This window comes from Promicromonospora sp. NPDC060204 (genome assembly GCF_042728455.1).
Taxonomy (GTDB): domain Bacteria; phylum Actinomycetota; class Actinomycetes; order Actinomycetales; family Cellulomonadaceae; genus Promicromonospora.
The window spans coordinates 24,870-48,270 of sequence record NZ_JBHWZO010000011.1 but is presented as its reverse complement, the minus strand read 5'-3'; the positions used below and the strand labels follow the sequence as shown (position 1 = coordinate 48,270).

18 protein-coding genes are annotated in these 23,401 nt (G+C 70.0%); 2 read left to right on the top strand and 16 right to left on the bottom strand.

Annotation, left to right across the window (positions count from 1 at the left end; translation table 11 throughout):
• On the top strand, window positions 1–1,027 hold a 1,027-nt coding region (locus ACFWEJ_RS03055), incomplete at its 5' end, for a phytase (protein ID WP_377227730.1).
• A gap of 49 nt (window positions 1,028–1,076) precedes the next feature.
• Here ACFWEJ_RS03055 and ACFWEJ_RS03050 read toward each other — a convergent pair.
• From ACFWEJ_RS03050 to ACFWEJ_RS03005, 10 genes are all read right to left on the bottom strand, one after another.
• A complete protein-coding gene (locus ACFWEJ_RS03050; RefSeq protein ID WP_377227729.1) occupies window positions 1,077–1,802 on the bottom strand; it encodes an ABC transporter permease in 726 nt (241 codons plus the stop codon).
• Window positions 1,799–2,602 carry an ABC transporter ATP-binding protein gene (locus ACFWEJ_RS03045; RefSeq protein ID WP_377227728.1) on the bottom strand — a complete coding sequence of 268 codons (804 nt, stop codon included), beginning with the start codon at window positions 2,600–2,602 and terminating at the stop codon, window positions 1,799–1,801. Before ACFWEJ_RS03045 ends, ACFWEJ_RS03050 begins: the two co-directional genes overlap by 4 nt.
• Window positions 2,603–2,627: 25 nt before the next feature.
• The gene (locus tag ACFWEJ_RS03040; protein ID WP_377227727.1) at window positions 2,628–3,266 is read right to left on the bottom strand and encodes a TetR family transcriptional regulator; all 639 of its coding nucleotides are present in this window, start codon (window positions 3,264–3,266) and stop codon (window positions 2,628–2,630) included.
• Window positions 3,267–3,379: 113 nt separating this feature from the next.
• On the bottom strand, window positions 3,380–4,561 hold the full coding sequence (gene mmsB, locus ACFWEJ_RS03035) for a multiple monosaccharide ABC transporter permease (protein ID WP_377227726.1): 1,182 nt from the start codon (window positions 4,559–4,561) through the stop codon (window positions 3,380–3,382).
• Window positions 4,558–6,138 carry a multiple monosaccharide ABC transporter ATP-binding protein gene (mmsA, locus tag ACFWEJ_RS03030; protein ID WP_377227725.1) on the bottom strand — a complete coding sequence of 527 codons (1,581 nt, stop codon included), beginning with the start codon at window positions 6,136–6,138 and terminating at the stop codon, window positions 4,558–4,560. Before mmsA ends, mmsB begins: the two co-directional genes overlap by 4 nt.
• Before the next feature lie 152 nt (window positions 6,139–6,290).
• Window positions 6,291–7,469 (bottom strand): multiple monosaccharide ABC transporter substrate-binding protein, encoded by a 1,179-nt coding sequence (gene chvE / locus ACFWEJ_RS03025; protein ID WP_377227724.1) that lies wholly within the window; start codon window positions 7,467–7,469, stop codon window positions 6,291–6,293.
• A gap of 279 nt (window positions 7,470–7,748) precedes the next feature.
• Entirely contained in the window at window positions 7,749–8,660 is a 912-nt protein-coding gene (locus ACFWEJ_RS03020; protein WP_377227723.1) for a carbohydrate ABC transporter permease, read from the bottom strand.
• On the bottom strand, window positions 8,660–9,595 hold the full coding sequence (locus ACFWEJ_RS03015) for a sugar ABC transporter permease (RefSeq protein ID WP_357482044.1): 936 nt from the start codon (window positions 9,593–9,595) through the stop codon (window positions 8,660–8,662). Before ACFWEJ_RS03015 ends, ACFWEJ_RS03020 begins: the two co-directional genes overlap by 1 nt.
• An 8-nt stretch (window positions 9,596–9,603) precedes the next feature.
• Window positions 9,604–10,956: an ABC transporter substrate-binding protein gene (locus ACFWEJ_RS03010; protein WP_377227722.1), complete on the bottom strand. Its 1,353-nt coding sequence runs from the start codon at window positions 10,954–10,956 to the stop codon at window positions 9,604–9,606.
• A 155-nt stretch (window positions 10,957–11,111) separates the two neighbouring features.
• The gene (locus ACFWEJ_RS03005; protein WP_377227732.1) at window positions 11,112–12,176 is read right to left on the bottom strand and encodes a LacI family DNA-binding transcriptional regulator; all 1,065 of its coding nucleotides are present in this window, start codon (window positions 12,174–12,176) and stop codon (window positions 11,112–11,114) included.
• A 128-nt stretch (window positions 12,177–12,304) separates the two neighbouring features.
• Between ACFWEJ_RS03005 and ACFWEJ_RS03000 the strand changes: the two genes are divergently transcribed.
• Entirely contained in the window at window positions 12,305–13,852 is a 1,548-nt protein-coding gene (locus ACFWEJ_RS03000; RefSeq protein WP_377227721.1) for an alpha-N-arabinofuranosidase, read from the top strand.
• An 87-nt stretch (window positions 13,853–13,939) separates the two neighbouring features.
• Here the strand turns inward: ACFWEJ_RS03000 and ACFWEJ_RS02995 are convergent, their stop codons facing one another.
• The 6 genes from ACFWEJ_RS02995 to ACFWEJ_RS02970 all read right to left on the bottom strand — a co-directional run bounded on the left by ACFWEJ_RS02995 (window position 13,940) and on the right by ACFWEJ_RS02970 (window position 23,186).
• Entirely contained in the window at window positions 13,940–14,719 is a 780-nt protein-coding gene (locus tag ACFWEJ_RS02995) for a GTP pyrophosphokinase family protein (protein ID WP_377227720.1), read from the bottom strand.
• 45 nt (window positions 14,720–14,764) lie between these two features.
• Window positions 14,765–18,385 (bottom strand): alpha-L-arabinofuranosidase C-terminal domain-containing protein, encoded by a 3,621-nt coding sequence (locus tag ACFWEJ_RS02990; protein ID WP_377227719.1) that lies wholly within the window; start codon window positions 18,383–18,385, stop codon window positions 14,765–14,767.
• A gap of 92 nt (window positions 18,386–18,477) precedes the next feature.
• A complete protein-coding gene (gene yjfF / locus ACFWEJ_RS02985) occupies window positions 18,478–19,485 on the bottom strand; it encodes a galactofuranose ABC transporter, permease protein YjfF (protein WP_377227718.1) in 1,008 nt (335 codons plus the stop codon).
• Window positions 19,485–20,558, bottom strand: a complete 1,074-nt coding sequence (locus ACFWEJ_RS02980) for an ABC transporter permease (protein WP_377227717.1) — start codon at window positions 20,556–20,558, stop codon at window positions 19,485–19,487. Before ACFWEJ_RS02980 ends, yjfF begins: the two co-directional genes overlap by 1 nt.
• Entirely contained in the window at window positions 20,555–22,081 is a 1,527-nt protein-coding gene (locus ACFWEJ_RS02975; protein WP_377227716.1) for a sugar ABC transporter ATP-binding protein, read from the bottom strand. The genes ACFWEJ_RS02980 and ACFWEJ_RS02975 overlap by 4 nt, the downstream gene beginning before the upstream one ends.
• A gap of 100 nt (window positions 22,082–22,181) precedes the next feature.
• Window positions 22,182–23,186, bottom strand: coding sequence for an ABC transporter substrate-binding protein (locus ACFWEJ_RS02970; RefSeq protein WP_377227715.1), 1,005 nt, complete (start codon window positions 23,184–23,186; stop codon window positions 22,182–22,184).
• Window positions 23,187–23,401: the final 215 nt, after the last annotated feature.

Here is a 23,401-nt window from a genome sequence, read left to right as displayed (position 1 = left end):
GCTGCAGTCGGTCGCGGCCACGTCGGCCCCGCGCGCGGACGGCGTGCCCGGCCGGTTCAACAACGTGGACATCGCCTACGGCCTGCAGGTCGGCGGCCGGGCGACCGACGTCGCCGTCGTCTCGGACCGGTACAACGACCAGATCCGCTTCTTCGCGATCGACCCCGCGGGGGCCGGAGCCGCGACGCCGCTCACCGAGATCACCGCCCCGGAGCTGGAGTTCCTGTTCAGCCCGGACCGGGAGACGGTCGCCGAGGACCACACCGCGTACGGCCTGGCCGTCTACCAGCCGCGGCGCGGCGGCACGTACGCCGTCGTGACGCAGGAGGGCAGCACCACCATCGCGACGGCGCGGCTGACGACCGGGCCGGACGGCGTGGGCTACACCGACGTCGAGCACCTGGAGCTCCCCGGCGAGTTCCGGCTGCCGGACGGCACCACCTGGGTGCCGTGCGAGGAGCCGGGCGTCGAGCCGCAGCTCGAGGGCGTGGCGGTCGACCGCCGCACCGGCACGCTGTACGCCACGCAGGAGGACGTCGGCCTGTGGCGGGTGCCGCTGCCGCTCGGCTCGGGCGCGCCGCGCCTCGTCGACAAGGTCAAGGACTTCGGCGTGCACGACGCCTACGACCCCGAGACCGAGGAGTGCGCCCCGGTCGACCCGGCGGCGCCGTCGTACGGCGGGACGAACCTGACCGCCGACGCCGAGGGCGTCGACATCTGGTACGGCCCCGGTCGCACGGGCTACGTGATCGTCTCCAGCCAGGGCGACGACACCTACCCCGTCTACGCGCTGACCGGCAGCAACCGCTCGCTCGGCGCCTTCCGCGTGGCGGGCGACGGCGTGGACGATGTCAACGGCTCGGACGGCCTCGCGGTGTCCAACGCGCCCGTCGGGGAGTACGGGTCCGGGCTGCTGGTCACGCACGACGAGCCCGAGACCGGGCCCGACGTCGACCCGGGCCGGGACGCGACGGGCTTCTCGTACGTGCACTGGGGCGACGTCGCGAAGGCCCTCCACCTGCACTGAGATCTGCGTGACCTGGCCGGGCCTGCCGGCCGGCCAGGTCACGCCGCGCTCACGCCGTCCGACGGCGGAGCGTGGCGACTCCCAGCACCACCGCGCCCACGATGAACAGGACGATCACCCCGACGGCGCCGCGCACGCCCGACCAGTCCTCCCCCGCCGCGAGCGACGTCATCGCCTCGATGGCGTAGGTGAGCGGGAAGACCCGCGACAGCCACTCCAGGACCTCGGGCATCTGGTCGCGCGGCATGAGGAGGCCGCAGGTGATGAGCTGCGGGAACAGGATCGCGGGCATCATCTGCACCGCCTGGAACTCGCTCCGGGCCAGCGCTGACGCGGCCAGGCCGAGCGTGCAGCCGAGGATCGCGTCGAGCAGCGCGACCACCACGACGAGCCAGAGCGGCCCGGCCACGTCCATCCCGACCAGCACGGCAAAGCCGACCACCACGCCCGCCTGCACCAGCGCGAGCGTCGCGAACGCGAGACCGTAGCCCGCCACGAAGTCGCCCTTGCGGATCGGCGTGGTCATGAGCCGCTCCAGCGTGCCGGACTGCCGCTCCCGCAGCGTCGCCACGCTCGTGACCAGGAACATCACGATGAGCGGGAACAGGCCCACGAGCATGGGGCCGAACTGGTCGAGCACCTGGGGCTGGTCGTGGAACATCCAGGCGATGAGCCCGATCAGCAGGCACGGCAGCAGCAGGATGAGCGCGACCGTGCGGTGGTCCCCGCGCAGCTGGGACAGCACGCGGCCGGCGGTGGCGAGGGTCAGGGTCATCGCGCGGTCTCCTCGTGCGTCGGGGTGTCGTGCGTCGGCGTGGCGGTGGGGGTCCCGTCCGCCGGGGTGCCGGCGGCCGCGGCGTCGGCCGCGTCGATCAGCGAGAGGAACGCGCGCTCCGCGTCCGGCGCCCCGGTGCTGGTCAGCAGCTCGTCGGGCGTGGTGTCCGCGACCAGGCCGCCGGCCCGCATCAGCAGCAGGCGGTCGCACTGCGTGGCCTCGTCCATCACGTGGCTGGAGACCAGGAGCGTGCGTCCCTCGGCGGCGAGCCGCCGGAACACCGTCCACAGGTCGCGGCGCAGGACGGGATCGAGGCCGACCGTCGGTTCGTCGAGCACGAGCAGCTCGGGGTCGCTGACCAGCGCCGCGGCCAGCGAGACCCGGGACCGCTCGCCGCCGGACAGCGTGCCGACCCGCTGCTTCTCGTGCCCGCCGAGGTCGACGGTCGCCACGGCGGCCGCGACCGCCTTCGCAGGGGACGAGACGCCGGCCAGGGCCGCGAAGTACCGCAGGTTCTGCGCCACGGTCAGGTCGGTGTAGACGCTGGCGTCCTGCGTCATGTAGCCGACCTTGCGGCGCAGGCCCGGGCTGCCCGCCGCGGCGTCGAGCACCTGGACGGTGCCGGTGACCTTGTCCTGGACACCCACGACGGTGCGCATGAGCGTCGTCTTTCCGGAGCCGGACGGCCCGAGCAGCCCGACGACCGATCCCGCGGGGACGTCGAGGTCGAGCCCGTCGATGATCGGCCGCCCGCCCCGGACGACCCGCAGGTCCCGGATGACGATCGCGTTTTTCCTCATGTGAGGAATTGTGCTCCTGCAGCGGCTACCGCGCAAGACCCTCGGCGGCCCCCTCGGCAGCGGAGAGGGTGCCGGTGAGATAGCGCTGGAGGGTGGGGCCCACGAGCCGGGCCACCTCGGCCGGGGCGAGCGAGGCGAGCGGCTCCACCGGGATCAGGTAGCGGGTCAGCAGCACCCCCGACATCTGCGAGGCGACGAGCGCGGTGCGCACCGGGGCGTCGGGCACGGCGAGGGCGCGCATCACCGGCGCCAGGATGGCCGCGCCGATGAACTGCGGCAGCAGCCCACGCAGCTCGGGATCGGACATGACGGCCGGGATGACCACGCGGACGGTGTCGCCGCCGTCGAAGTCCCAGATGCCGATCACCGCCTCCACGAGGCGCTCCCCGAGCGACTCGACCGGGCCGGCGGACACCCGCTCCACCACCTTGTCCGGCTCGATCCCCGCGACGCCGAGCGTCGCCGTCAGCAGCCGCGCCTTGTCGGGGAACCAGTGCCGCACCGTGCCCGGGTCGACGCCGGCCCGCCGGGCCACGGCCCGGAGGGAGGCCGCCTGGTAGCCGTTCTCCACGAACTCGTCGCGGGCGGCGGCCAGGATCTCGGCGCGGGCGTCCTGCCCGGCAGGACGGCGGCCCCGCCGGGGCGCGGGATCAGGTTGGGCCATCCCGTCATTCTCGCCCACCACCCAGAACGCCGAGGTAGAACTGTGGCGAGGTAGCACCGCAGCACAGGTCTGCGGTCCTACCTCGCCACGGTTCTACCTCGGCGAGACGGGGGTCAGCGGGTAGCCGCCGCCCGCTTCTTGTTCCAGACGTCGAACGCGACGGCCAGGAGCAGCACGATGCCCTTGACGATCTGCTGCGTCGACTGGTCGACACCCATGAGCGACATGCCGTTCGACATGACGGCCATGATCAGACCACCGACCATCGCGCCGGTCACCGTGCCGATGCCGCCGGTCACGGCGGCGCCACCGATGAAGCACGCCGCGATCGCGTCGAGCTCGAACATGTTGCCCGCCGCCGGCTGGGCGGCGCTCGACCGGGCGGAGAACACGATGCCCGCGACGGAGGCGAGGAAGCCCATGTTCACGAACATCCAGAAGTTCACGCGCTTGACCCGGACACCGGACAGCTGCGCCGCGGCGAGGTTGCCACCGATGGCGTAGACGTGGCGGCCGAACACGCTGTGCTTGGTGATCAGCGTGTAGGCCAGGACCAGCACGGCCAGGATGATCAGCACGGCGGGCAGGCCGCGGTACGTGGCGAGGTTGTAGGCGAACCACATGACGACGGCTGCGACCACGACCAGCTTCAGCACGAACAGCACCGGAGCCTCGACCGTCTGGTTGTAGGCGATCCGCGCGCGGCGGTTGCGCCACGAGTTGTAGGCGAAGCCCAGCACGCCGATCGCGAAGATGACGAGCGTGAAGGTGTCGTACCCGTACCCGCCGAGCAGGCCGTTGAGGAAGCCCGTGGCGATGCTCGTGTACTCGCTCGGGAACGGCGAGAGCGAGACGTTGTTCAGCACCTCGAGCGTGAGGCCACGGAACAGGAGCATGCCTGCCAGCGTCACGATGAACGCTGGAATCCCTACGTACGCGACCCAGAACCCCTGCCAGGCACCGACCAGGAGTCCCGTGCCGAGCGCGGCGAGGACGCCGATCCACCAGGGCAGGCCGTTCCTGATGACGACGACGGCGGCGACCGCACCGGTCAGGGCGACCACCGACCCCACCGACAGGTCGATGTGCCCGCCGATGATGATGATCACCATGCCGATGGCGAGGATCAGGATGTACGAGAACTGCAGCACGAGGCTGGTGAGGTTCCGCGAGCTGAGCAGCAGTCCGTCGGTGAGCACCGAGAACAGCACGATGATCAGCACGAACGCGATGTAGATACCGCTGGTGCGGATGTTCCGGGTGAGCAGGTCCCGGATGTTGGCGATGCCGGTCATGCCGTCGCCTCCTGCGTCTCCTGCGTGGTCTCCTGCGTCATGAGAGCCATGAGTCCTTCCTGGGTGGCGGAGGGCACGTCGACCTCGCCAGTGATACGGCCGAAGGCCAGGGTGTAGATGCGGTCACAGATCCCGAGGAGCTCGGGGAGCTCCGACGAGATGACCAGCACGGCCTTCCCGGCAGCGACCAGCTCGTTGATGATGGTGTAGATCTCGTACTTGGCGCCGACGTCGATGCCGCGGGTGGGCTCGTCGAGGATCAGCACCTCAGGGGCGGTGTACAGCCACTTGGACAGCACCACCTTCTGCTGGTTGCCGCCCGAGAGCTTGCCCACCTCCACCAGCACGTTGGGGGTGCGGATGTTCATGGACGCGCGGTACTCCTCCGCGACCTTGAGCTCCTCGTTCTCGTCCACGAAGCCGTTCTTGGACAGCTTGCCGAGGCCCGCCGCCGAGATGTTCCGGCGGATGTCCTCGATGAGGTTGAGCCCGTACTGCTTGCGGTCCTCCGACACGTAGGCGATGCCCGCCTTGATCGCGTCCGGCACGTCGCGCACGTCGACCGGCTGGCCGTGGATGTACGCCGTGCCGCTGATGTCCCGCCCGTAGGAGCGGCCGAACAGCGACATCGCGAGCTCCGTGCGCCCGGCACCCATGAGGCCGGCGATGCCGACGACCTCGCCGGCGCGGACGTTCAGGTGCGCCTTGTCGACGACGACGCGCCCGGGCTGGGTCGGGTGGTACACCGTCCAGTCCTCGATGCGCAGCACCTCGTCGCCGGGGTTCGACACGCGGTCGGGGTACCGGTTGTCGAGGTCGCGCCCCACCATGCCGCGGATGATCCGGTCCTGGATCGCGTCGGACGAGGCACCCGCGGTGGCCATGTCGAAGGTCTCGATCGACCGGCCGTCGCGGATGATGGTGGTGCGGTCCGCGATCTCGGCGATCTCCGCCAGCTTGTGGGAGATCATGATCGAGGTGATCCCCTGCTCCTTGAACTGCCGGAGCAGGCCGAGCAGGTGCTCGGAGTCGTTGTCGTTCAGCGCCGCCGTCGGCTCGTCGAGGATGAGCAGGCGCACGTCCTTGGAGATCGCCTTGGCGATCTCGACGAGCTGCTGCTTGCCCACGCCCAGCGCGGAGATGGGCGTCGTGGGCGACTCGCTCAGGCCCACCCGCGCGAGCAGCTCGGCCGCCTCGGCGTTGGTCCGGTTCCAGTCGATGGCGCCGCCCGCCCGGAGGCGCTCGTTGCCGAGAAAGATGTTCTCGGCGATCGACAGGTACGGGACGAGGGCGAGCTCCTGGTGGATGATCACCACGCCCAGCGCCTCGGAGTCGTTGATCGTGCCGAACTGGGCGGTCTCGCCGTCGAGCACGATGTCGCCCTCGTAGCTGCCGTGCGGGTACACACCCGACAGCACCTTCATCAGGGTGGACTTGCCCGCCCCGTTCTCGCCGCAGATCGCGTGGATCTCGCCCCGGCGGACGGTGAGGTTGACGTCCTGGAGTGCCTTGACCCCAGGAAATGTCTTGGTGATGCCGCGCATCTCGAGGATGTCGGTCGGCGCCGAATCGGCCATGCCAGTCCTTGTCGCGTACTTGTCGCCAATAGAGAGGGTGCGAGGCCGGGCCCGCCCGACGGCCCCGTGCCAGGCCGTCGGTCACCCGGAGGTGGCCTGACGGCCTGACAAGGGGTCGGCGGTGTCGAGCCGGTGTCGCGAGGAGGTCAGACCTACTCGTCGACCTGACCGGAGGCGACCTCGTCCTCGGTGAGGTAGCCGGAGTCGATCAGCTCGGCCTGCAGGTTGTCCTTGGTGACGATCACCGTGGGCAGCAGGTACGACGGCACGACCTTCTTGCCGTTGTCGTACGTCTCGGTGTCGTTCGCCTCGGGCTCGTTGCCCTCGAGGAAGGCCGTGGCGGCGGTGACGGCCTGCTCGGCCAGCAGACGCGTGTCCTTGAAGATCGTCGAGTACTGAGCGCCGTCGACGATCAGCTTGGCCGACGACGCCTCGGCGTCCTGGCCCGTGACGATCGGCGTCGCGAGGTCGCCCTTGCCGTAGCCGGCGTTCTCGAGGGCCGTGATGATGCCGCGCGAGATCACGTCGGCCGGGGCCAGCACACCGTCGACGTTCACGTCACCCTTGGTGTACGTGGCCGTCAGCAGGTCCTCCATGCGCTTCTGCGCACGCTCCTGCTCCCAGCGCTGGATGGCGACGGTGTCGAAGTCGACCTGCTTCGACGGCACGACGAGCGTCTTGTCGTCGATGTACGGCTGGAGCACGGACATGGCGCCGTCGAAGAAGAACCCGGCGTTGTTGTCGTCGGGCGAGCCGGCGAAGAGCTCGATGTTGAACGGGCCCTCGGGCGCGTCCGCGGCAGGCTTGCCGTCCTCGCCGAGGATGCCCAGGCCGGTCAGCAGCGAGGTGCCCTGCTGCACGCCGACCTCGTAGTTGTCGAACGTGACGTAGAAGTCGACGTTCTCCGAGTCGCGGATGAGGCGGTCGTAGGAGATGACCGGGATGTCCGCAGCGGCGGCGGCCTCGAGCTGGCTGCCCAGCGCGGTGCCGTCGATCGAGGCGATGATGAGCGCCTCGGCGCCCTTGTTGATCATCGCGTCGATCTGCTGCTGCTGGGTCGGGATGTCGTCGCCCGCGAACTGCAGGTCGACGTCGTACCCGGCGTCCTCGAGACCCGTCTTCACGGCGTCGCCGTCGGCGATCCAGCGCTCGTACGTCTGGGTGGGCATGGCCACACCCACGAGGCCGCCGGCCTCGCCGTCCCCGGCACCACCACCGTCGGCGCCGCCACCCGCACCGGCACCGCCACCGCCGCACGCGGCGAGCGAGACGGCCATCGCGCCCGTTGCCAGCGCGGCCAGACCACGCGTAGCCCACAGCTTCCTTGCCATGACTTCTCCTCTTCGAGTGTTGCCCGGGCAACGTCTCTGCAACCCGGCCGACTTCACTTTGTGAACGCAACAGATTGTGAACGCTCACAAGCCCATTGGTCAAAGTCGCGTCGGCTGAACCCCGCCACGACCCATCGGTGACGGGGTTCACCGTAGCCGTGGTCCGGGAAAAGTAAGGAAGCCTTCTTGAATGGTTACGGCATCGAGACCGTCAACCGTTCAAGACATGTGTCAAGGAAGCGCGGGCTCGGCCGACCCGTCGCGCGGGCCGGCCGGGCCTCACCGGACGCTGCCGAGCGACAGCCCGCCCTGCCAGTACCTCTGCAACGAGAGAAACGCTGCGACCAGCGGAACCACGGACAGGAACGACCCCGTGACGATCAGGTTCCACACCTGCTCGCCGCCCGCGCCGGCGTTCGAGAGGGCCTGCCAGTTGTAGATGCCGACCGTCACCGGCAGCAGGTTGGGGTCCCGCAGGACCGCCAGCGGCAGGAAGAAGTTGTTCCATGTCGCGACTGTCGTCAGGAGCAGCACGGTCACGATCGCCGGCCGCAGCAGCGGGAGCACGACCTGGAAAAAGAGGCGAAGTTCACCCGCGCCGTCGACCCGCCCGGCGTCGAGCACCTCCTCCGGCACCGCGTCCTGGGCGTAGACCCGCACGAGGTAGACGCCGACCGGGCTCAGCAGCGACGGCAGGATCACCGCCCACATCGTGTTGAGCAGCCCCATCCCGCTCAGCAGCACGAAGGTGGGGATCACCAGCGCCGTCATCGGCACCATGACCGAGCCGAGGAGCAGGGCGAAGAACGCCGAACGCCCCCGGAACCGGTACTTGGCGAGGCCGTAGCCCGCGAGCACGGAGAGTGCCGTCGCGCCCACGCCGCCGGCGATCGCGTACACGAACGAGTTGCGGAACCACGTCCAGTAGATGCCGCCCTGGTGCGTGAAGAGCCCCGCGATGTTGTCCCAGAGCGCGAAGTCGGGGCCGAACCAGAGCGCGTCCCCGGCGAACAGGCCGGAGTTCGTCTTGGTGGACGCCACGGCGAGCCACCACAGCGGCACCACGAAGTAGATCGCGAGGAGCACGAGCACCACGTGCGAGCCGAGGCGACGGCCCTGGCCCACCGGGGTCGAGCTCTCGAGTGCCGCGCGGCCGGCCTGGGATCTGGAAAGAAGCGTCGAGGTCGCCATCACTTGAGCCCGCTCTGCTTGCGCGTCAGGAACAGAAACACGTACGAGCCCACGAACACGAGGAAGCCGAGCGCGAACGCCAGCGTCGAGGCGTAGTTGAACTGGCTGTAGTTGAACGCCGTCGCGAAGGCGTACATGTTCGGGGTGTAGTCGGACGGGATGGCACCCTGCGCGGAGGACCGCAGCACCTGCGGCTCCGTGAAGAACTGCAGGGTGCCGATGAGCGCGAAGACCACGATCATCACCATCGACGACGAGATCATCGGCACCTTGATGCGCAGCGCGATCTGGCGGCCGTCCGCGCCGTCGAGCACCGCGGCCTCGTAGACCGAGGGGTCGATCGACCGCAGGGCGGCGTAGATGATGATCATGTAGTAGCCCACCCACTGCCAGGTCACGATGTTGACCAGCGACCCGAAGATGTTGGCGGAGCTGAGGAAGTTCGGCGCCGCCAGGCCCACCAGGCCGAACACGTCCTGCGCCGGGCCGAACCGGGGGCTGTACAGGAAGCCCCACATGAGGGCCCCGATGACCGCCGGGATCGCGTACGGCACGAAGATCAGCAGGCGCGTGGCCCGGCTGAGCCGCGTGGCGAGGGTGTCGAGCAGGAGCGCCGCCACGAGCGCGACCACGATCTGCACCGGCACCATGACCAGCACGAACCGGAGCACCCGCCACAGGCCCTCCAGGAACACCGGGTCCGTGAATGCCTTGACGTAGTTGTCGGCGCCCACGAACACGCTGCGCCCGGCCGTGGCGATGCCCTTGTTGTGCAGGCTCATCCACAGCGCGTAGCCCAGCGGCAGCACGAGGAACACGGCGAACACCGCGGCGAACGGCGCCACGTAGACGTATCCCCAGCGCTGCCGCCGGCTGGCGATCTTGCTGGTGGGGCGGGTCGCGGACGGCGCGACAGCGCTCTTGCTCGCGCTCATTCCCGAGCTCATTCGGAGACCGTGAAGCCCTGCTCGGTGGCGTACTGGACCAGCCCGTCCTGGACGGTGCCCAGGGCGGTGGCGGCGTCCGTGCCGTTCTGCACCATGTCGTACAGGGCCTGGGTCTGCTGGTCGTAGGCGTAGACCTGGAACGGGCTGAACGAGAAGCCCTGGTACCCGTTGGCGGCGTCCAGGAACACCTCCTCGTTGATCTTCTGCCCGCCGAAGAACGGCGCCTCGAGACCCGTGAACCAGTCCGACTCGAGCATCGGCTTCCACTGCGGCCACAGGGCCGCCTCCTCGACGCCGAGCTTCCACGCCTCGTCGGTGTCGAACAGCTCCTTGGCCACGGTCGCGGCGGCCTCCGGCTGCTCGGACTGCGTGGTCACGGCGAAGGTCGAGCCGCCCCAGTTCACCTGCACCGGGTTCTCCGGGTCCCACTGCGGCAGCGGGGCCGCGCGCCACTCGGCGCCGGCGTCCGCCTCCGACAGGCCCTGCAGGTAGCCGGGGCCCCAGGCGGCCGCGAGGTAGACGGCGTAGGTGCCGTCCACGAGCGCCGCGTTGTAGTCGGTGGTGAAGGCGTCCTCGGTGGCCACCAGGTCGTCGTCGATCAGGCCCTTCCAGTAGCTCAGGACCTCCTCGGCCTCCGGGCTGTCGACGGTGATGCCCACCTCGGTCGGCTTCGCGGCGTCGTACTGGAACGGCTCCCAGCCGTTCTGGGCGAACAGCGCGTAGTTGAGCGCGTTGCCGTTGGTCGGGAAGTCGGTGATGTGCCCCTCGAAGCCGGCGTCGCGCAGGTCCTGGGCGGCGGTCGCGAACTCGTCCCACGTGGTCGGCACCTCGACGCCGTACTGCTCGAAGATGTCGGCGCGGTAGAGCATGCCCATGGGGCCGCCGTCCACGGGGATCGCGTAGACCGAGTCGCCGTTGGAGACGTCGGACCAGGAGCCGGGGGTGTAGTCGCCCTCCAGCTCGGCGGCGCCGTACTCGGACAGGTCCACGAGCGACTCGAGGATCGTGAAGGTGGGCAGCACCTCGGCCTCGAGCATGATCACGTCGGGCGCGCCGGTGCCGGCCTCGATGGCGGTCTGGAACTTGTTGTACTCGTCCGCGCCCTGGCCCGCGTTGGTCCAGCAGACCTGCAGGTCGGTGTGGGTCTCGTTGAAGTTGTCCACGACCGACTCGAACGACGGGTACCACGCCCACACGGTCACCTGGGCGGCGTCGGGCTGCTTGATCTCGTTGGTGCAGGTCGCCTCCTCGGCGCCCCCGCTACCCCCGGAGCAGGCCGTGAGGCCGATGGCGGATACGGCCACGGCGGCTGCGGCGGCCACGCCTCGGCGTCGGGCTGAAGTACGCATCCGAGTCCTCCTTGATTCGGTGCTCCGCGGTCGAGGGACCGCGTCGCTCCCGGCGTCGTCACCGGGTCACTTTTCAACGTTGTAGGAACGCCGGGCACCGTTCTACCGGCAACCATGCCGCCGTGGCAAGAGGTAGTGCGGTGATCGGTAGTTCGTCAGGCCCAGGTCATGTCGACGGCGACCTGCTCGGTGCCGCCCGGCTGGACGCCCACCACGTCGCCCTGCTCGCCCGTGGACTCCCGCCCCACGATCCGGGAGTCCGGCACCACCCTGCGGAAGGGCGCCGGATCGCCGGACGCGCCGATGCGCTCCAGCAGCAGCTCCACCGCGGTGTGCGCGATCTGGTCCCGGCCCGGGTCCACGGACGAGAGCGCGGGGACGGAGAACCTGGCGTCGTCGACGTCGTCGAACCCGATGAGCGCGACCTGCCCCGGCACGTCGATCCGGTGCGCGTGCAGGGCGTGCAGCGCGCCGAGCGCCAGGGCGTCGTTGAGGGCGAAGACGGCGTCGATCTCGACCCCGTCGTCGAGCATCCGGCTCATCGTCTCGGCGCCGGTCGAGCGGTGCCAGAGGCCCGCCTCGCCGACCAGCGCCGGGTCGAACGGCAGCCCGGCCTCCGCCAGCCCCTCGCGGTAGCCCTCGGTCCGCAGCGCGGCCGACCCGACCTGCTCCCCCTCGTGCGCCCCGATCACCGCGATCCGACGGCGGCCGAGCGACGCCAGGTGGAGCGTCGCCGCCTTGGCAGCGGCCACGTTGTTCATCGTCACGTGGTCGGCGGGCGCGCCGAACACGCGCTCGCCGAGGATCACCAGCGGAAAGTCCACCGAGAACAGGCCGATGTCATCGGGCCCGAGCGCCAGCGGCGAGAAGATCAGCCCGTCGGTCAGGTGGCGGCGCCGGCCCGAGAGCACCTCGGTCTCCCGCTCGCGGCTGGCGCTGGTCTGCTCGATGAGCACGGTCCAGCCGGCGGCGTCGGCGGCAGAGATGACGGCGTCGGCCAGCTCCGCGAAGTACGGGAGCGACAGCTCCGGGACCGCGAGCGTGATCAGCCCGGTCCGCCGCGTCCGCAGGTTCCGCGCGGACATGTTCACGCGGTAGCCGAGCTCCTCGATCGCGGCCTCGACCCGTTCCTTGGTGGCGGCGCGGATGTACGGGTAGCCGTTCACCACGTTCGACACGGTCTTGATGGAGACGCCCGCGCGCTGCGCCACGTCGTGCATCGTCACGGCCACGCTGCCTGCCTCCGCTCGTCCGGTTTTTCCACAGGGTAGAGGACGGGCATCGCTGCCGCGTCGTCCATCGGCTAGTGTGCAACGTTGTAGAACCGCCGACCGATCAGCGAGGAACAATGACGACCTCCCGCACCCGCGTCCTGCTGCACCCCGACTTCACCGTGGGCGCCGTCGACCGCCGCCTCTTCGGCTCCTTCGTGGAGCACTTGGGCCGCGCCGTGTACACGGGCATCCACGAGCCCGGCCATCCGACGTCGGACGAGCACGGCTTCCGCCGCGACGTCGCCGACCTGACCCGCGAGCTGGGCGTCACGACCGTCCGGTACCCGGGCGGCAACTTCGTGTCGAACTACCGGTGGGAGGACGCCGTCGGGCCCGTGGAGCAGCGCAAGCCGTTCCTCGACCTCGCCTGGCGGACCGTGGAGCCCAACCTCGTGGGCACCGACGAGTTCCTGCAGTGGGCCGAGCGCGAGGGCATCCAGCCGATGATGGCGGTCAACCTCGGCACGCGCGGCGTCGAGGAGGCCGTGGCGCTGCTGGAGTACTGCAACGGCGAGGCCGGCACCCGCTGGGCCGACCTGCGCATCGCCAACGGCCGCGAGAAGCCCTACGGCGTCAAGCTCTGGTGCCTCGGCAACGAGATGGACGGCCCGTGGCAGATCGGGCACAAGGACGCGCACGAGTACGGCAAGCTCGCCCGGAACGCGGGCGCCGCGATGAAGCTCGTCGACCCGTCGATCGAGCTGGTCGCGTGCGGCTCCTCCTCGATGCAGATGCCCACGTTCGGCGAGTGGGAGCGCACCGTCCTGGAGTACACGTACGACCTGGTGGACCACATCTCGATGCACGCCTACTACGAGGAGGTCGACGGCGACCGCGCCTCGTTCCTCGGCTCGGGCACCGCGATGGACCGGTTCATCGAGCGGGTCGTGTCCTCGGCCGACGCCGTGGGGGCACAGCGCCGCTCGGACAAGAAGATCACCGTCAGCTTCGACGAGTGGAACGTCTGGTACCTGACCACCCGGTTCCCCGGCGAGGAGAACCTGCCGATCCAGCGGGACGCCCCGCGCATCATCGAGGACGTCTACTCCGGCCTGGACGCCGTCGTGGTGGGCGACCTGCTGGTCACGCTGCTGAACCACGCCGACCGCGTGCCCGTGGCCTGCCTGGCCCAGCTCGTCAACGTGATCGCGCCGATCATGACCGAGCCGGCCGGCGAGGCGTGGCGGCAGCCCACGTTCCACCCGTTCGCGACGACGGCGCGGCTCGCGCAGGGCGAGGCGCTCGACCTGCGCGTGACCACGCCCTCGATCACGACCAAGGCCCACGGCGACGTGCCGTCGGTGACGGCCGCGGCCACGCTGTCGGACGGCGCGGTGGCGCTGTTCCTGACCAACCGCTCCCCCGAGCCGGTCGAGGTCGAGCTGGCACACCCGGGCGCGGCGCTGGGGATCACCGAGGGCTGGTCGATGACGGCCGACCACGAGCCCGCCGTCGTCGGCCCGGAGCACGCGGCGAAGGTGGCCGAGAAGCACTGGGGCGCGTTCGACGTCGCCGGCCGCGTGGCGGGGGCCGGCACCACCGGGGCCGACACAGGCAGTACCACGATCACCCTGCCGCCGGAGTCGTGGACCGCCCTGTCGGGCACCCTCGCGTCGTCCTGAGCACGTGAGACGTGTCAGCCGTACAGGTCACCGGAATGACCTGTACGTCTGACGCGGCGGGAGCGCGGGCGGGCGACAGAGAGCCGGTCAGGACTCGCTGTCGAAGCCGAAGCCGCCGTCGGCCTCCGCCGCACGCCAGAAGTCGCGCAGCATCTCCTCCGGCGTGTGCAGGTTGTGCCGGCTCGCCACGGGCTCCTCGTCGCCCGAGATCGCCTTGACCTCGTCGTGGATGCGCTCCATCGAGGTGTCGAGCGACCAGGCGACGTCGGCGGCGAGCTTGAGCGAGTCGGTGAGGTGCCGCGGCACGTCGCCGTCGTACTTGTAGTAGATCTTGTGCTCCAGGCTCGCCCAGAAGTCCATGGCGATGGTCCGGAGCTGGATCTCGACAATGACCTTCTCGACCCGGTCGGACAGGTACACGGGGATCTGCACGATGAGGTGCAGCGACTTGTACCCCGTCGCCTTCGGGTGCTTGATGTAGTCGCGCTCCTCGAGCAGCGTCAGGTCCGTCTGCTGGAGCAGCATGTCGCGCACCAGGTAGATGTCGTTGACGAAGCTGCAGGTGATCCGCACCCCCGCGACGTCGAACATCTGCTCGCGCACGCCCTCCGGCGTCAGCGGGATGCCCTTGCGCCGGCACTTGGCGACGATCGACTCGAACGACTTGAGCCGCGACCCCACGTGCTCCACGGGGTTGTAGTTCTGCATGTGCCGGAACTCGTCCCGGAGGATCGAGATCTTGGTCATGACCTCGTCGATCCCGAACTTGTAGGTCAGCACCAGACGGCGGAGGTCGGCGACCAGCTGACGCAGCTCGGCAGGATCAGGCATGGGGCGTTCCCGGACGTCCTCGGGCAGCTTGCTCACGGGACCACCGTACGGGGTGACGGTGGTCCCGTGGGCATGAGCCGGCTAACGCTCCTGAAGACGCAGGAACGTGATCGAGTGGGCCGGGAAGTCGTACGTGAACTCCGACCCACCGCGGGAGCGGGTCACGTCGAGCCGCGTCCTGCTCTCGACGGGGACAACCCGTTCGGGCTGGGTCTTGGTGTTCCTGGCCGACGGCGCCCCGGTCATCTCCGTGACCTCGGCACGGGAGGCCAGCGCGGCCCCTGCCACCGAGACATCCGTGCGCGCGACCGACTCGTACGGGTTGACCACCTTGAGCACCAGGTCGCCGGTGCGCTCGTCGCGCGTGACCACCTGGTACAGCGACTCGGTGGTCGGCTCGGTGTACGTCATCTGCAGCTCGCCGTCGAGGTAGAGCTTGATGGTGCGGCCCGAGACGACGACCTTGACGTGGTAGTCCCGGCCCGTCTGCATCGAGTGCCCCTCCACGGCCGCGACCTCGTTCGCCGAGCTGTTGTCGGCCCGCTGCAGCGCCTGCCGGGTGTTGTTCCACCCGCCGAGGTTCCACCAGTAGAAGTCGTCCCGGCCGCCGGCCGCGAACCCGACGAGGAACGCCTCGCTGCCGCCCAGCTTCCGGGCGTCGAGCTCCAGCGTGTAGTTGTCCCAGTCCTTGGCGTACGCGTCCGTGATGATCGAGCGGGCGTCGGTGACGTTCCCGGCCGACTGCACGTACTCGCCGTCCGCCACGGCCCACGTCCCGGACTGGGGGTCCCAGCCGGACGCGTCGTCGAACGAGTCGGAGAAGAGCACCTCGCCCGACGCGTTGTCGGTGACCACGACGTCGTCGTAGGCCGCCCGGGTGTTCCACGTCGACAGGAAGACGCCACCCGAGATGTCCGCGGGCGTCTCCTCCGGGCCGTCGTGCGTGGACGGGACCACCTGGTCGCCCGTGTTCGTCATGAACATCTTCTGCGTCCAGTACGACGTCGAGCCCCACGACTCGTCGTTGTCGAACCACATCATGTCCGGGGACCACTGCACGTAGTCCTCGTTGGCGAACATCGGCGCATACGAGGCGAGCTCCACCAGGTCGGAGTTGCGCTCGATCCCGGTCATGTACGCGGCCTCGGACAGCGCGTTCGACCACGCGTTGCCCCGCGAGGCGTACTCACCGAGGAAGACGTGCGGGCCCTCGCGGTCGTAGGAGTCGTACCGCTCGGTGTTCGACAGGAACCACGACGGGTCGTTGTAGTAGTGCTCGTCGACCATCGCGACGCCCTGCTCGCGGTTGAAGTCCCACAGCTCCTCGAACCGGGCGCCGGTGTCGTCCGGGCCGGAGTTGGAGATCACGGTGACCTCCGGGTGGGCCGCCTCGACGGCGTCGCGGAACCGCGGGAAGTTGGCCTGGAACGTGTCGGTGTTCTCCTCGTTGCCCAGGCCGATGTACCTCAGGCCGAACGGCTTGGGGTGCCCCAGGGAGGCCCGCACGTTGCCCCACTTCGTCTTCACCGACCCGTTGGCGAACTCGATGAGGTCCACGGTGTCCTGCACCCAGCGGTCGATGCGGGCGTCGTCGGTCATCTCGGGGATGGTGCTGCCGCAGCCGTTGGCGCCCACCGAGAGCACGGGCAGCGGCGTCGCGCCCAGGTCCTCCGCGAACTCGAAGTACTCCAGGTAGCCCAGGCCGTAGGTCTGGTTGTAGCCCCAGAAGTTCCAGTTGGTGGGCCGCTCCTCGACCGGCCCGATGGTCTCCTTCCACTGGTAGGTCCGACGGCGGTCGGCGCCGTCCGACTCCAGGTACGTGTCGAAGGTGCCCACGTTCGTGACGCAGCCGCCGGGGAACCGCAGGAACGACGGCTCCAGGTCGGCGACCTTCTCCGCAAGGTCCTTGCGCAGGGCCGAGCGGCCGTTGACCGGGCCCACCCAGGTGTCGCGCGGGAACAGCGAGACCATGTCCAGGCGCAGCGTGCCGCGAGCGCCGCCGGTCACCACGAGCCGGGCGTCGTTCACGGTGCGGTTAGCGGTGAGGGTGGCGGTGTGCTTCTTCCAGCGGTCGGAGCCGTTGACGGCGACCGTGGTGGACGCGTACGTCGTCGAACCGTCGGGGGACTCCAGGCTGACCGTGAGGCGCTGCCCGCGCTCGGCCCGGGCGAACACCGAGAAGTCGTACTTCTTGCGCTTCTCGAGGGCGAAGCCCTCGTTGTAGCTCGCGTTGCGCACGCCGACGCCGGGACCGTCGGCCTGGATCGTCAGGTAGGCGCGGTTGCTGTCGTTGAGCCACTGGCCCCGCTCGGACCCCACGACGGCGGTGCCCGCAGAGCCTCGCTGCACCACGTCCCAGCCGGTCATCCCGGTGAAGCTCGCGTTGTCGGTCGCGGCGAACTCGAAGGACCGGTTACGGACCAGCTCGGCGTACAGGCCGCCGTCGGCGGCGTAGTTGATGTCCTCGTAGAAGACGCCGTAGAGGTCGTCGCTCATCTCGGTGCCCGCGGCGTCGGCGTCGACGTCGAGCGTGTGCTCCTGGACCGGGGTCTCGGCGGGCGGGTACGCGGCGAGCAGCCGCTCCCGCTCCTCGGCCGTGATCGGCAGGACCGTCCCGTGCCGCGGGCTGGCCGGCAGGATCGCGTCGAGGTTGGCCGTCCACTCGCCGCTGCTCAGGTCGTCGGTCTCGAAGAGCATGTAGCCCTGGCCGCCGTGGTAGCTGGGCTGGTCCTGGAGCAGGAACCAGCGGTCGTCGGTGAGCGACGGGAACAGCGTGGGGCCCTCGCCCCCGGTGAACGTGCCGCCCCACGGGTTGGGCTGGCCGAACCCGACGCGCTCCTTGATCAGGTCCCAGCCGTCACCCTCGGTCACGCCCTGGGTGCGGCGCAGATCGGTGGACGACTCCTGCCGCATCCCCATGTACGACTCGTCCTTGGTGAGGCGGTAGTAGACGCCGTCCTCCTGCGCGACCGTGGAGTCGATCATGCCGAGGCCGTCACCCTGCGGCTCGTCGATCCAGGGCTGCGGCTCCGAGAACGTCTCGAAGTCGGTGGTGGTCGCGTACAGCATGCGCTGGTAGGAGTCGCGGATGTCGCGCTCCGCGGGCGGCACGTCGGCCGGGTACAGGGCGGAGGCCCAGTAGACGACGAACTCCCCCGCCGCCTCGTCCCAGTACGCCTCGGGTGCCCACAGGTTGCCCGCGTTCTCGGGGGCCAGCTCGATCTCGCGCTGCTCGCCCCAGCTCACCAGGTCGGTGGACTCCCAGACCATGATCGACCGGCTGCCGGTCTCCTGGGCGTCGCCGAAGTTGCCGCCGCCGTAGATCTGCAGGTCGGTGGCGAGCAGGTAGTAGGTGCCGTCGCCGCCGCGGATGAGGAACGGGTCGCGCAGGCCCTTCGTCCCGAGGTCGGAGGCGAGCACGGGCTCGCCGCCGTTCAGGGTGGTCCACTCCAGCGGGTCGGGCCCGTCCGAGACGGCGAACGAGATGGTCTCGCCGTCCGCGGTGGACTCGCCCGTGAAGTAGGGGAAGAAGTAGGCGGCGTGCTCGCCGTCGGCGGCCGGCGCGGGGGCGGCCGGCGCGAGGGCCGCCGGTCCGGCCGGGACGACGGCGGACGTCGTCGCCGCCGCGACCCCGGGGACGGCCAGCCCCAGGGTCAGTGCTGCCGCCACGAGGGCGGTACTGCGTCTCGTCGATCTCTTCATCGTTGTAATCCTTCTCGTCACGTCGTTGTGGCTGTGCGGATGGGACTGCGCCCCTGACTCGGCATGCCTGGCACGCCGAGTCAGGGGGTTGGTTACGTTCTGCGGAGGCTCAGGACGCGCTGGAGCAGCACGAAGATCAGCAGCAGCACGCCGATCACGATCTTGGTCCACCAGGAGCTGAGGGTGCCCTCGAAGGTGATGATCGTCTGGATCAGGCCGAGCACCAGCACGCCGAGCACGGAGCCGAGCACGAACCCGGTGCCGCCCGTGAGCAGCGTGCCGCCGATGACGACGGCGGCGATGGCGTCGAGCTCCATACCGACGCCGGTCAGCGAGTAGCCGGACCGGAACGCCATCGCGAACAGCAGGCCGCCGAGACCGGCGCAGGTGCCGCTCACCACGTAGGCGAGCACCTTGGTGCGGGCCACGGGCAGCCCCATGAGCAGCGCGGACTGCTCGCCGCCGCCGATCGCGTACACCGTGCGGCCGAACCGCGTGAAGTGCAGCACCAGGAACCCGAGGCCCACCACGATCAGCGCGATCAGCACGCTGGAGGTCATGCGCCACTGGCCGAAGATCTGCACCCAGGTGGACAGCTCGATGAACGCGGGGTTGTCGATCGCGATGGACTCCGGCGCGATGAGGAAGCACAGGCCGCGCGCGAGGAACATGCCCGCGAGGGTCGCGACGAACGGCTGCACCTGGAAGTAGTGGATCATCACGCCGTGCGCCAGGCCGATCACCGTCCCGGCGAGCACGGCGAGCGGGATCACCACGGCCACCGGCCAGCCGGCCTGGAGCAGGGCCGCGGTGATCACCGTGGACAGCGCCAGGACCGACCCGACCGACAGGTCGATGCCGCCCGTGAGGATCACGAACGTCATGCCCACCGCGAGCACGATGAGGTGCGCGTTGTTGATGAACAGGTTGGAGATCACGGCGGGCGTCAGGAAGTTCTCGTACCGGGTGCCGCCCACGATCAGCATGAGGGCGAGCACCACGAACGTGCCCAGCACCGGCAGGTAGCGCCGGTCCAGCCGGGTGGGGAGCCGCAGCCCGCGGCGGGCGCGCGGGGTACGGGCGGGGGCCGACGTCGTCATCAGGCCTTCACCTCCGTCGAGTCGGGGGTCGAGTCGGGGCGAGCGGCGGGCTGCGGCTCGGTCGGTGCCAGGACCTGGCGGCGGCGCGCGGCCGTGAGCCGCTCCCGCATCCGGGGCGACTGGAGCAGGGTCACCGCGATGACGACGAGCGCCATGAACAGCGGCGTGACCAGCGGCGAGATGCCGAGCACGGTGACGGTCCGCTCCAGGGTGGCGATGACCAGCGCGCCGACCAGGGTGCCGGACAGGTTGAACTTGCCGCCCGAGAGCGCCGTGCCGCCGATCACCACCGCGAGGATCGCGTCGAGCTCGATGAACAGGCCGGCGTTGTTGGCGTCGGCCGCCATGGTGTCGGCGCTGATCAGGAGGCCGGCCAGGCCCGCGAACAGGCCCGACGCCGTGTACACGGTCCAGGTCAGCGTCCGGGACCGCACGCCGGAGAGCCGGCTGGCGGCGGGGTTGATGCCCGTGGCCTCCAGCAGCATGCCGAGCGCGGTGCGCCGCACGACGAACGCGACCACGGCGAAGACGCCGAACGCGATGACGGCGGCCACGGGCAGGCCGAGCCAGAAGCCCGAGCCCAGCACCTTGAACGGCGCGCTGTTGACGGTGGTGATCATGCCGCCGGTGATCAGCATGGCCACACCGCGGCCCGCCGTCATGAGGATCAGCGTGGCGATGATCGGCTGGATGCCCAGCGCGGACACCAGGAACCCGTTCCACACGCCCAGCACCAGGCAGAGCGCCAGGGCCAGGCCGATGGCGGTGAGCACGGTGACCGGCGAGTCCGGGTCCGGCGACGACGCGATGTGCGACAGCGCGACCGCCCCGGAGACCGCGACCACCGCGCCGACCGACAGGTCGATGCCGCGCGTCGCGATGACCAGCGTCATGCCGAGGGCGACGAGCAGCAGGGGCGCCGTCGTCCGCAGGATGTCGATCGGGGCCCCGAAGAGGTGGCCGTCCCGGACGGTGACCGCCAGGAAGCTCGGCCGGGCGACCGTGTTGGCGACCAGCAGCGCGACGAGCGCGGCCACGGGCCAGAACAGGTGGTGGCGCAGGACGTCCCTCATGCTGCCCCACCTCCCGCGATGAGGTCGACCACCTGGTCCATCGTGGCTCCGTTCCCGTCGATCTCCGCCACCTTGCGGCGGTCGCGCAGCACCGCGATGCGGTGCGAGATGCGCAGCACCTCCTCGAGCTCTGCCGAGATGAAGACGACGGACATGCCGTCGGCGGCCAGCTCGGCCACCAGCTTCTGGATCTCCGCCTTGGCGCCGACGTCGATGCCGCGCGTCGGCTCGTCCAGCACCAGCAGCTTCGGCGCGGTCGCGAGCCACCGCGCGAGCAGCACCTTCTGCTGGTTGCCGCCGGACAGGTTGCGCAGCAGCGCCTCCGGGTTGGCGGGCCGGATGCCGAGCTGCTTGATGTACTTCGCGACCAGCTCGTCCACCTGCTTGCGGGGCAGCGGCCGCATCCAGCCGCGCTCCGCCTGGAGCGCGAGCACGATGTTCTCGCGCACGGTCAGGCCGTCCACGACGCCCTCGCCCTTGCGGTCCTCGGACGTGTACGCGATGCGGTGGCGCATCGCCGCGCGCGGGTTCCGCAGGCGCGTCGGCCGCCCGGACACGCGGGCCTGTCCGACGTCGGCCCGGTCGGCGCCCGTGAGCAGGCGCGCCAGCTCCGTGCGGCCCGAGCCGAGCAGCCCGGCGAGGCCGACCACCTCCCCCTCGTAGAGGTCGAGGTCGAACGGCTGCACCGAACCCTTGCGGCCCAGGCCGACCACCTGCAGCAGCGGGGTCGTGTCGGCGGGGCGCTCGGCCTGCTCCAGCACCTCCTCCGCGGCCTCCAGGACGTCCATGGACCGGCCGATCATGTGCTGCACCAGCTCGGCGGCGGGCAGGTCGGCGGTCACGTACTCCCCCACGAGGGCGCCGTTGCGCAGCACCGTCATCCGGTCGGAGACCTCGTAGACCTGGTCCAGGAAGTGGCTGACGAACAGGATCGCGACGCCGTCGGCCCGCAGCGCGCGCATGACGGTGAACAGGTGCTCGACCTCGTCCGTGTCCAGGCTGGAGGTGGGCTCGTCGAGGATCAGCACCTTGCAGTCGCCCACCGTGGCCCGGCAGATCGCGACGAGCTGCTGCACCGCCAGCGAGTGCGACCCCAGGGACGACGCCGGGTCGATGTCCAGGCCCATCCGCTCCAGGTGCGTCGCCGCCTGCCGGCGGATCGCCCGCCAGTTCAGGCCGCCCAGCACGCGCGGCTCCGCGCCGAGCATGATGTTCTCCGCGACCGTGAGGTTCTCGCAGAGGTTGACCTCCTGGTACACGGTGCTGACGCCGTGCGCCCGGGCGTCGGCGGGGCCGCTGAACCTGCGCTCGACGCCGTCGACGCGGATGGTCCCCGCCGTCGGCGAGTGGATGCCCGTCAGGGCCTTGATGAGGGTGGACTTGCCCGCGCCGTTCTCGCCCATGAGGGCGTGGATCTCACCGGGGCGCAGGCTGAAGTCGACGCCGTCGAGGGCCTTGACCGGCGGGAACTCGACGCTGATGCCGGTCATCTCGACGACGGGTGGTGTGGTCTGCTGGGTCATCCTCGACCTTCTGTCTGGCGTGCTGCGACACCCTGGCTACGTGCTCCGTCGCCGAGGCGGGGCGCCCGGCGCGCGGGCGCCCCACCTCGGCCGGGGCCGGTCAGTACTCGCGGGTGGGCAGCGCTTCCTTCGCCGCCTCCTGATCGAACGCCTCGTCCTTGACGACGATGCGCTTCTCGACCTCCTCGCCGGCGAGGACCTTCTTGGCGATGTCCGCCAGGTCCGGGCCGAGCAGCGGGTTGCACTCGACGATGTAGTTGATCTTGCCGTCGGCGAGCGCCTGCATGCCGTCCTTGACGGCGTCGATCGTGATGATCTTGATGTCCTCGCCCGGCGTCAGGCCGGCGGCCTCGATCGCCTCGATCGCGCCGAGGCCCATGTCGTCGTTGTGCGCGAACACGAGGTCGATGTCGTCGTGGGCGTTGAGGAAGCCCTCCATGACGGTCTTGCCCTCGGCGCGCGTGAAGTTGCCGGTCTGGCTGTCGATGATCTCGATGTCGGAGCCCTCGATGGCGGACTCGAAGCCCTCCTTGCGGTCGATCGCCGGCGCGGCGCCGGTGGTGCCCTGGAGCTCGACCGCCTTGTAGCCCTCGCCGTCGTACTGCTCGACGGCCCACTGGCCGGCCGTCTCGCCCTCGAGCACGAAGTCCGAGCCGATGAACGACTCGTAGAGGGTCTCGTCGCTGGAGTCGACGGCGCGGTCCGTGAGGATCACGGGGATGCCGGCCGTCTTGGCCTCCTGGAGCACGGCGTCCCAGCCGGTCTCGACCACCGGGGAGAACGCGATGACGTCCACACCCTGCGTGATGTAGGAGCGGATCGCCTGGATCTGGTTCTCCTGCTTCTGCTGCGCGTCGGAGAACTTCAGGTCGAAGCCGTTCTCCGCGGTGAGCGTGTCCTGGATCGACTTGGTGTTGGCGGCGCGCCACCCGGACTCCGCGCCGACCTGCGAGAAACCGAGCGTGATGACGCCGTCGTCGGCGGCGCCGGTCTCACCGCCACCGCCGGTCTGGGTGCCGGCGTCCGAGCTGCACGCACCGAGTGCGAACAGCGCGGCTGCCGACACTGCGGCCAGAACGGTACGGGTCAGGGTCGTGCGTGCCATGTCTCCTCCTTGAGATCCCGCACGGCATCGTGCGGGTGCTAGCGGCGTGGTGCCCGTTGGAATGTTAGCGCTCACAAATTCGGACCGAAAGTGGAGGACGTCACATTCCAGTAACGAGTCTGTCTCGTTTGCCCCAGTAAGGGAACGGAACAAGCCAACTGCCGCGATCCGGACATTGCTCGCACACCTCCGCCTTCCGGCGGTCCGGGAGGTCA

Bases quoted from the DNA above. Each gene is read 5' to 3' on its own strand.
- ACFWEJ_RS03050 (WP_377227729.1), bottom strand. From the start codon at position 1,802: ATGACCCTGACCCTCGCCACCGCCGGCCGCGTGCTGTCCCAGCTGCGC.
- ACFWEJ_RS03045 (WP_377227728.1), bottom strand. From the start codon at position 2,602: ATGAGGAAAAACGCGATCGTCATCCGGGACCTGCGGGTCGTCCGGGGC.
- ACFWEJ_RS03040 (WP_377227727.1), bottom strand. From the start codon at position 3,266: ATGGCCCAACCTGATCCCGCGCCCCGGCGGGGCCGCCGTCCTGCCGGG.
- mmsB (WP_377227726.1), bottom strand. From the start codon at position 4,561: ATGACCGGCATCGCCAACATCCGGGACCTGCTCACCCGGAACATCCGC.
- mmsA (WP_377227725.1), bottom strand. From the start codon at position 6,138: ATGGCCGATTCGGCGCCGACCGACATCCTCGAGATGCGCGGCATCACC.
- chvE (WP_377227724.1), bottom strand. From the start codon at position 7,469: ATGGCAAGGAAGCTGTGGGCTACGCGTGGTCTGGCCGCGCTGGCAACG.
- ACFWEJ_RS03020 (WP_377227723.1), bottom strand. From the start codon at position 8,660: ATGGCGACCTCGACGCTTCTTTCCAGATCCCAGGCCGGCCGCGCGGCA.
- ACFWEJ_RS03015 (WP_357482044.1), bottom strand. From the start codon at position 9,595: ATGAGCGCGAGCAAGAGCGCTGTCGCGCCGTCCGCGACCCGCCCCACC.
- ACFWEJ_RS03010 (WP_377227722.1), bottom strand. From the start codon at position 10,956: ATGCGTACTTCAGCCCGACGCCGAGGCGTGGCCGCCGCAGCCGCCGTG.
- ACFWEJ_RS03005 (WP_377227732.1), bottom strand. From the start codon at position 12,176: ATGCACGACGTGGCGCAGCGCGCGGGCGTCTCCATCAAGACCGTGTCG.
- ACFWEJ_RS03000 (WP_377227721.1), top strand. From the start codon at position 12,305: ATGACGACCTCCCGCACCCGCGTCCTGCTGCACCCCGACTTCACCGTG.
- ACFWEJ_RS02990 (WP_377227719.1), bottom strand. From the start codon at position 18,385: ATGAAGAGATCGACGAGACGCAGTACCGCCCTCGTGGCGGCAGCACTG.
- yjfF (WP_377227718.1), bottom strand. From the start codon at position 19,485: ATGACGACGTCGGCCCCCGCCCGTACCCCGCGCGCCCGCCGCGGGCTG.
- ACFWEJ_RS02980 (WP_377227717.1), bottom strand. From the start codon at position 20,558: ATGAGGGACGTCCTGCGCCACCACCTGTTCTGGCCCGTGGCCGCGCTC.
- ACFWEJ_RS02975 (WP_377227716.1), bottom strand. From the start codon at position 22,081: ATGACCCAGCAGACCACACCACCCGTCGTCGAGATGACCGGCATCAGC.
- ACFWEJ_RS02970 (WP_377227715.1), bottom strand. From the start codon at position 23,186: ATGGCACGCACGACCCTGACCCGTACCGTTCTGGCCGCAGTGTCGGCA.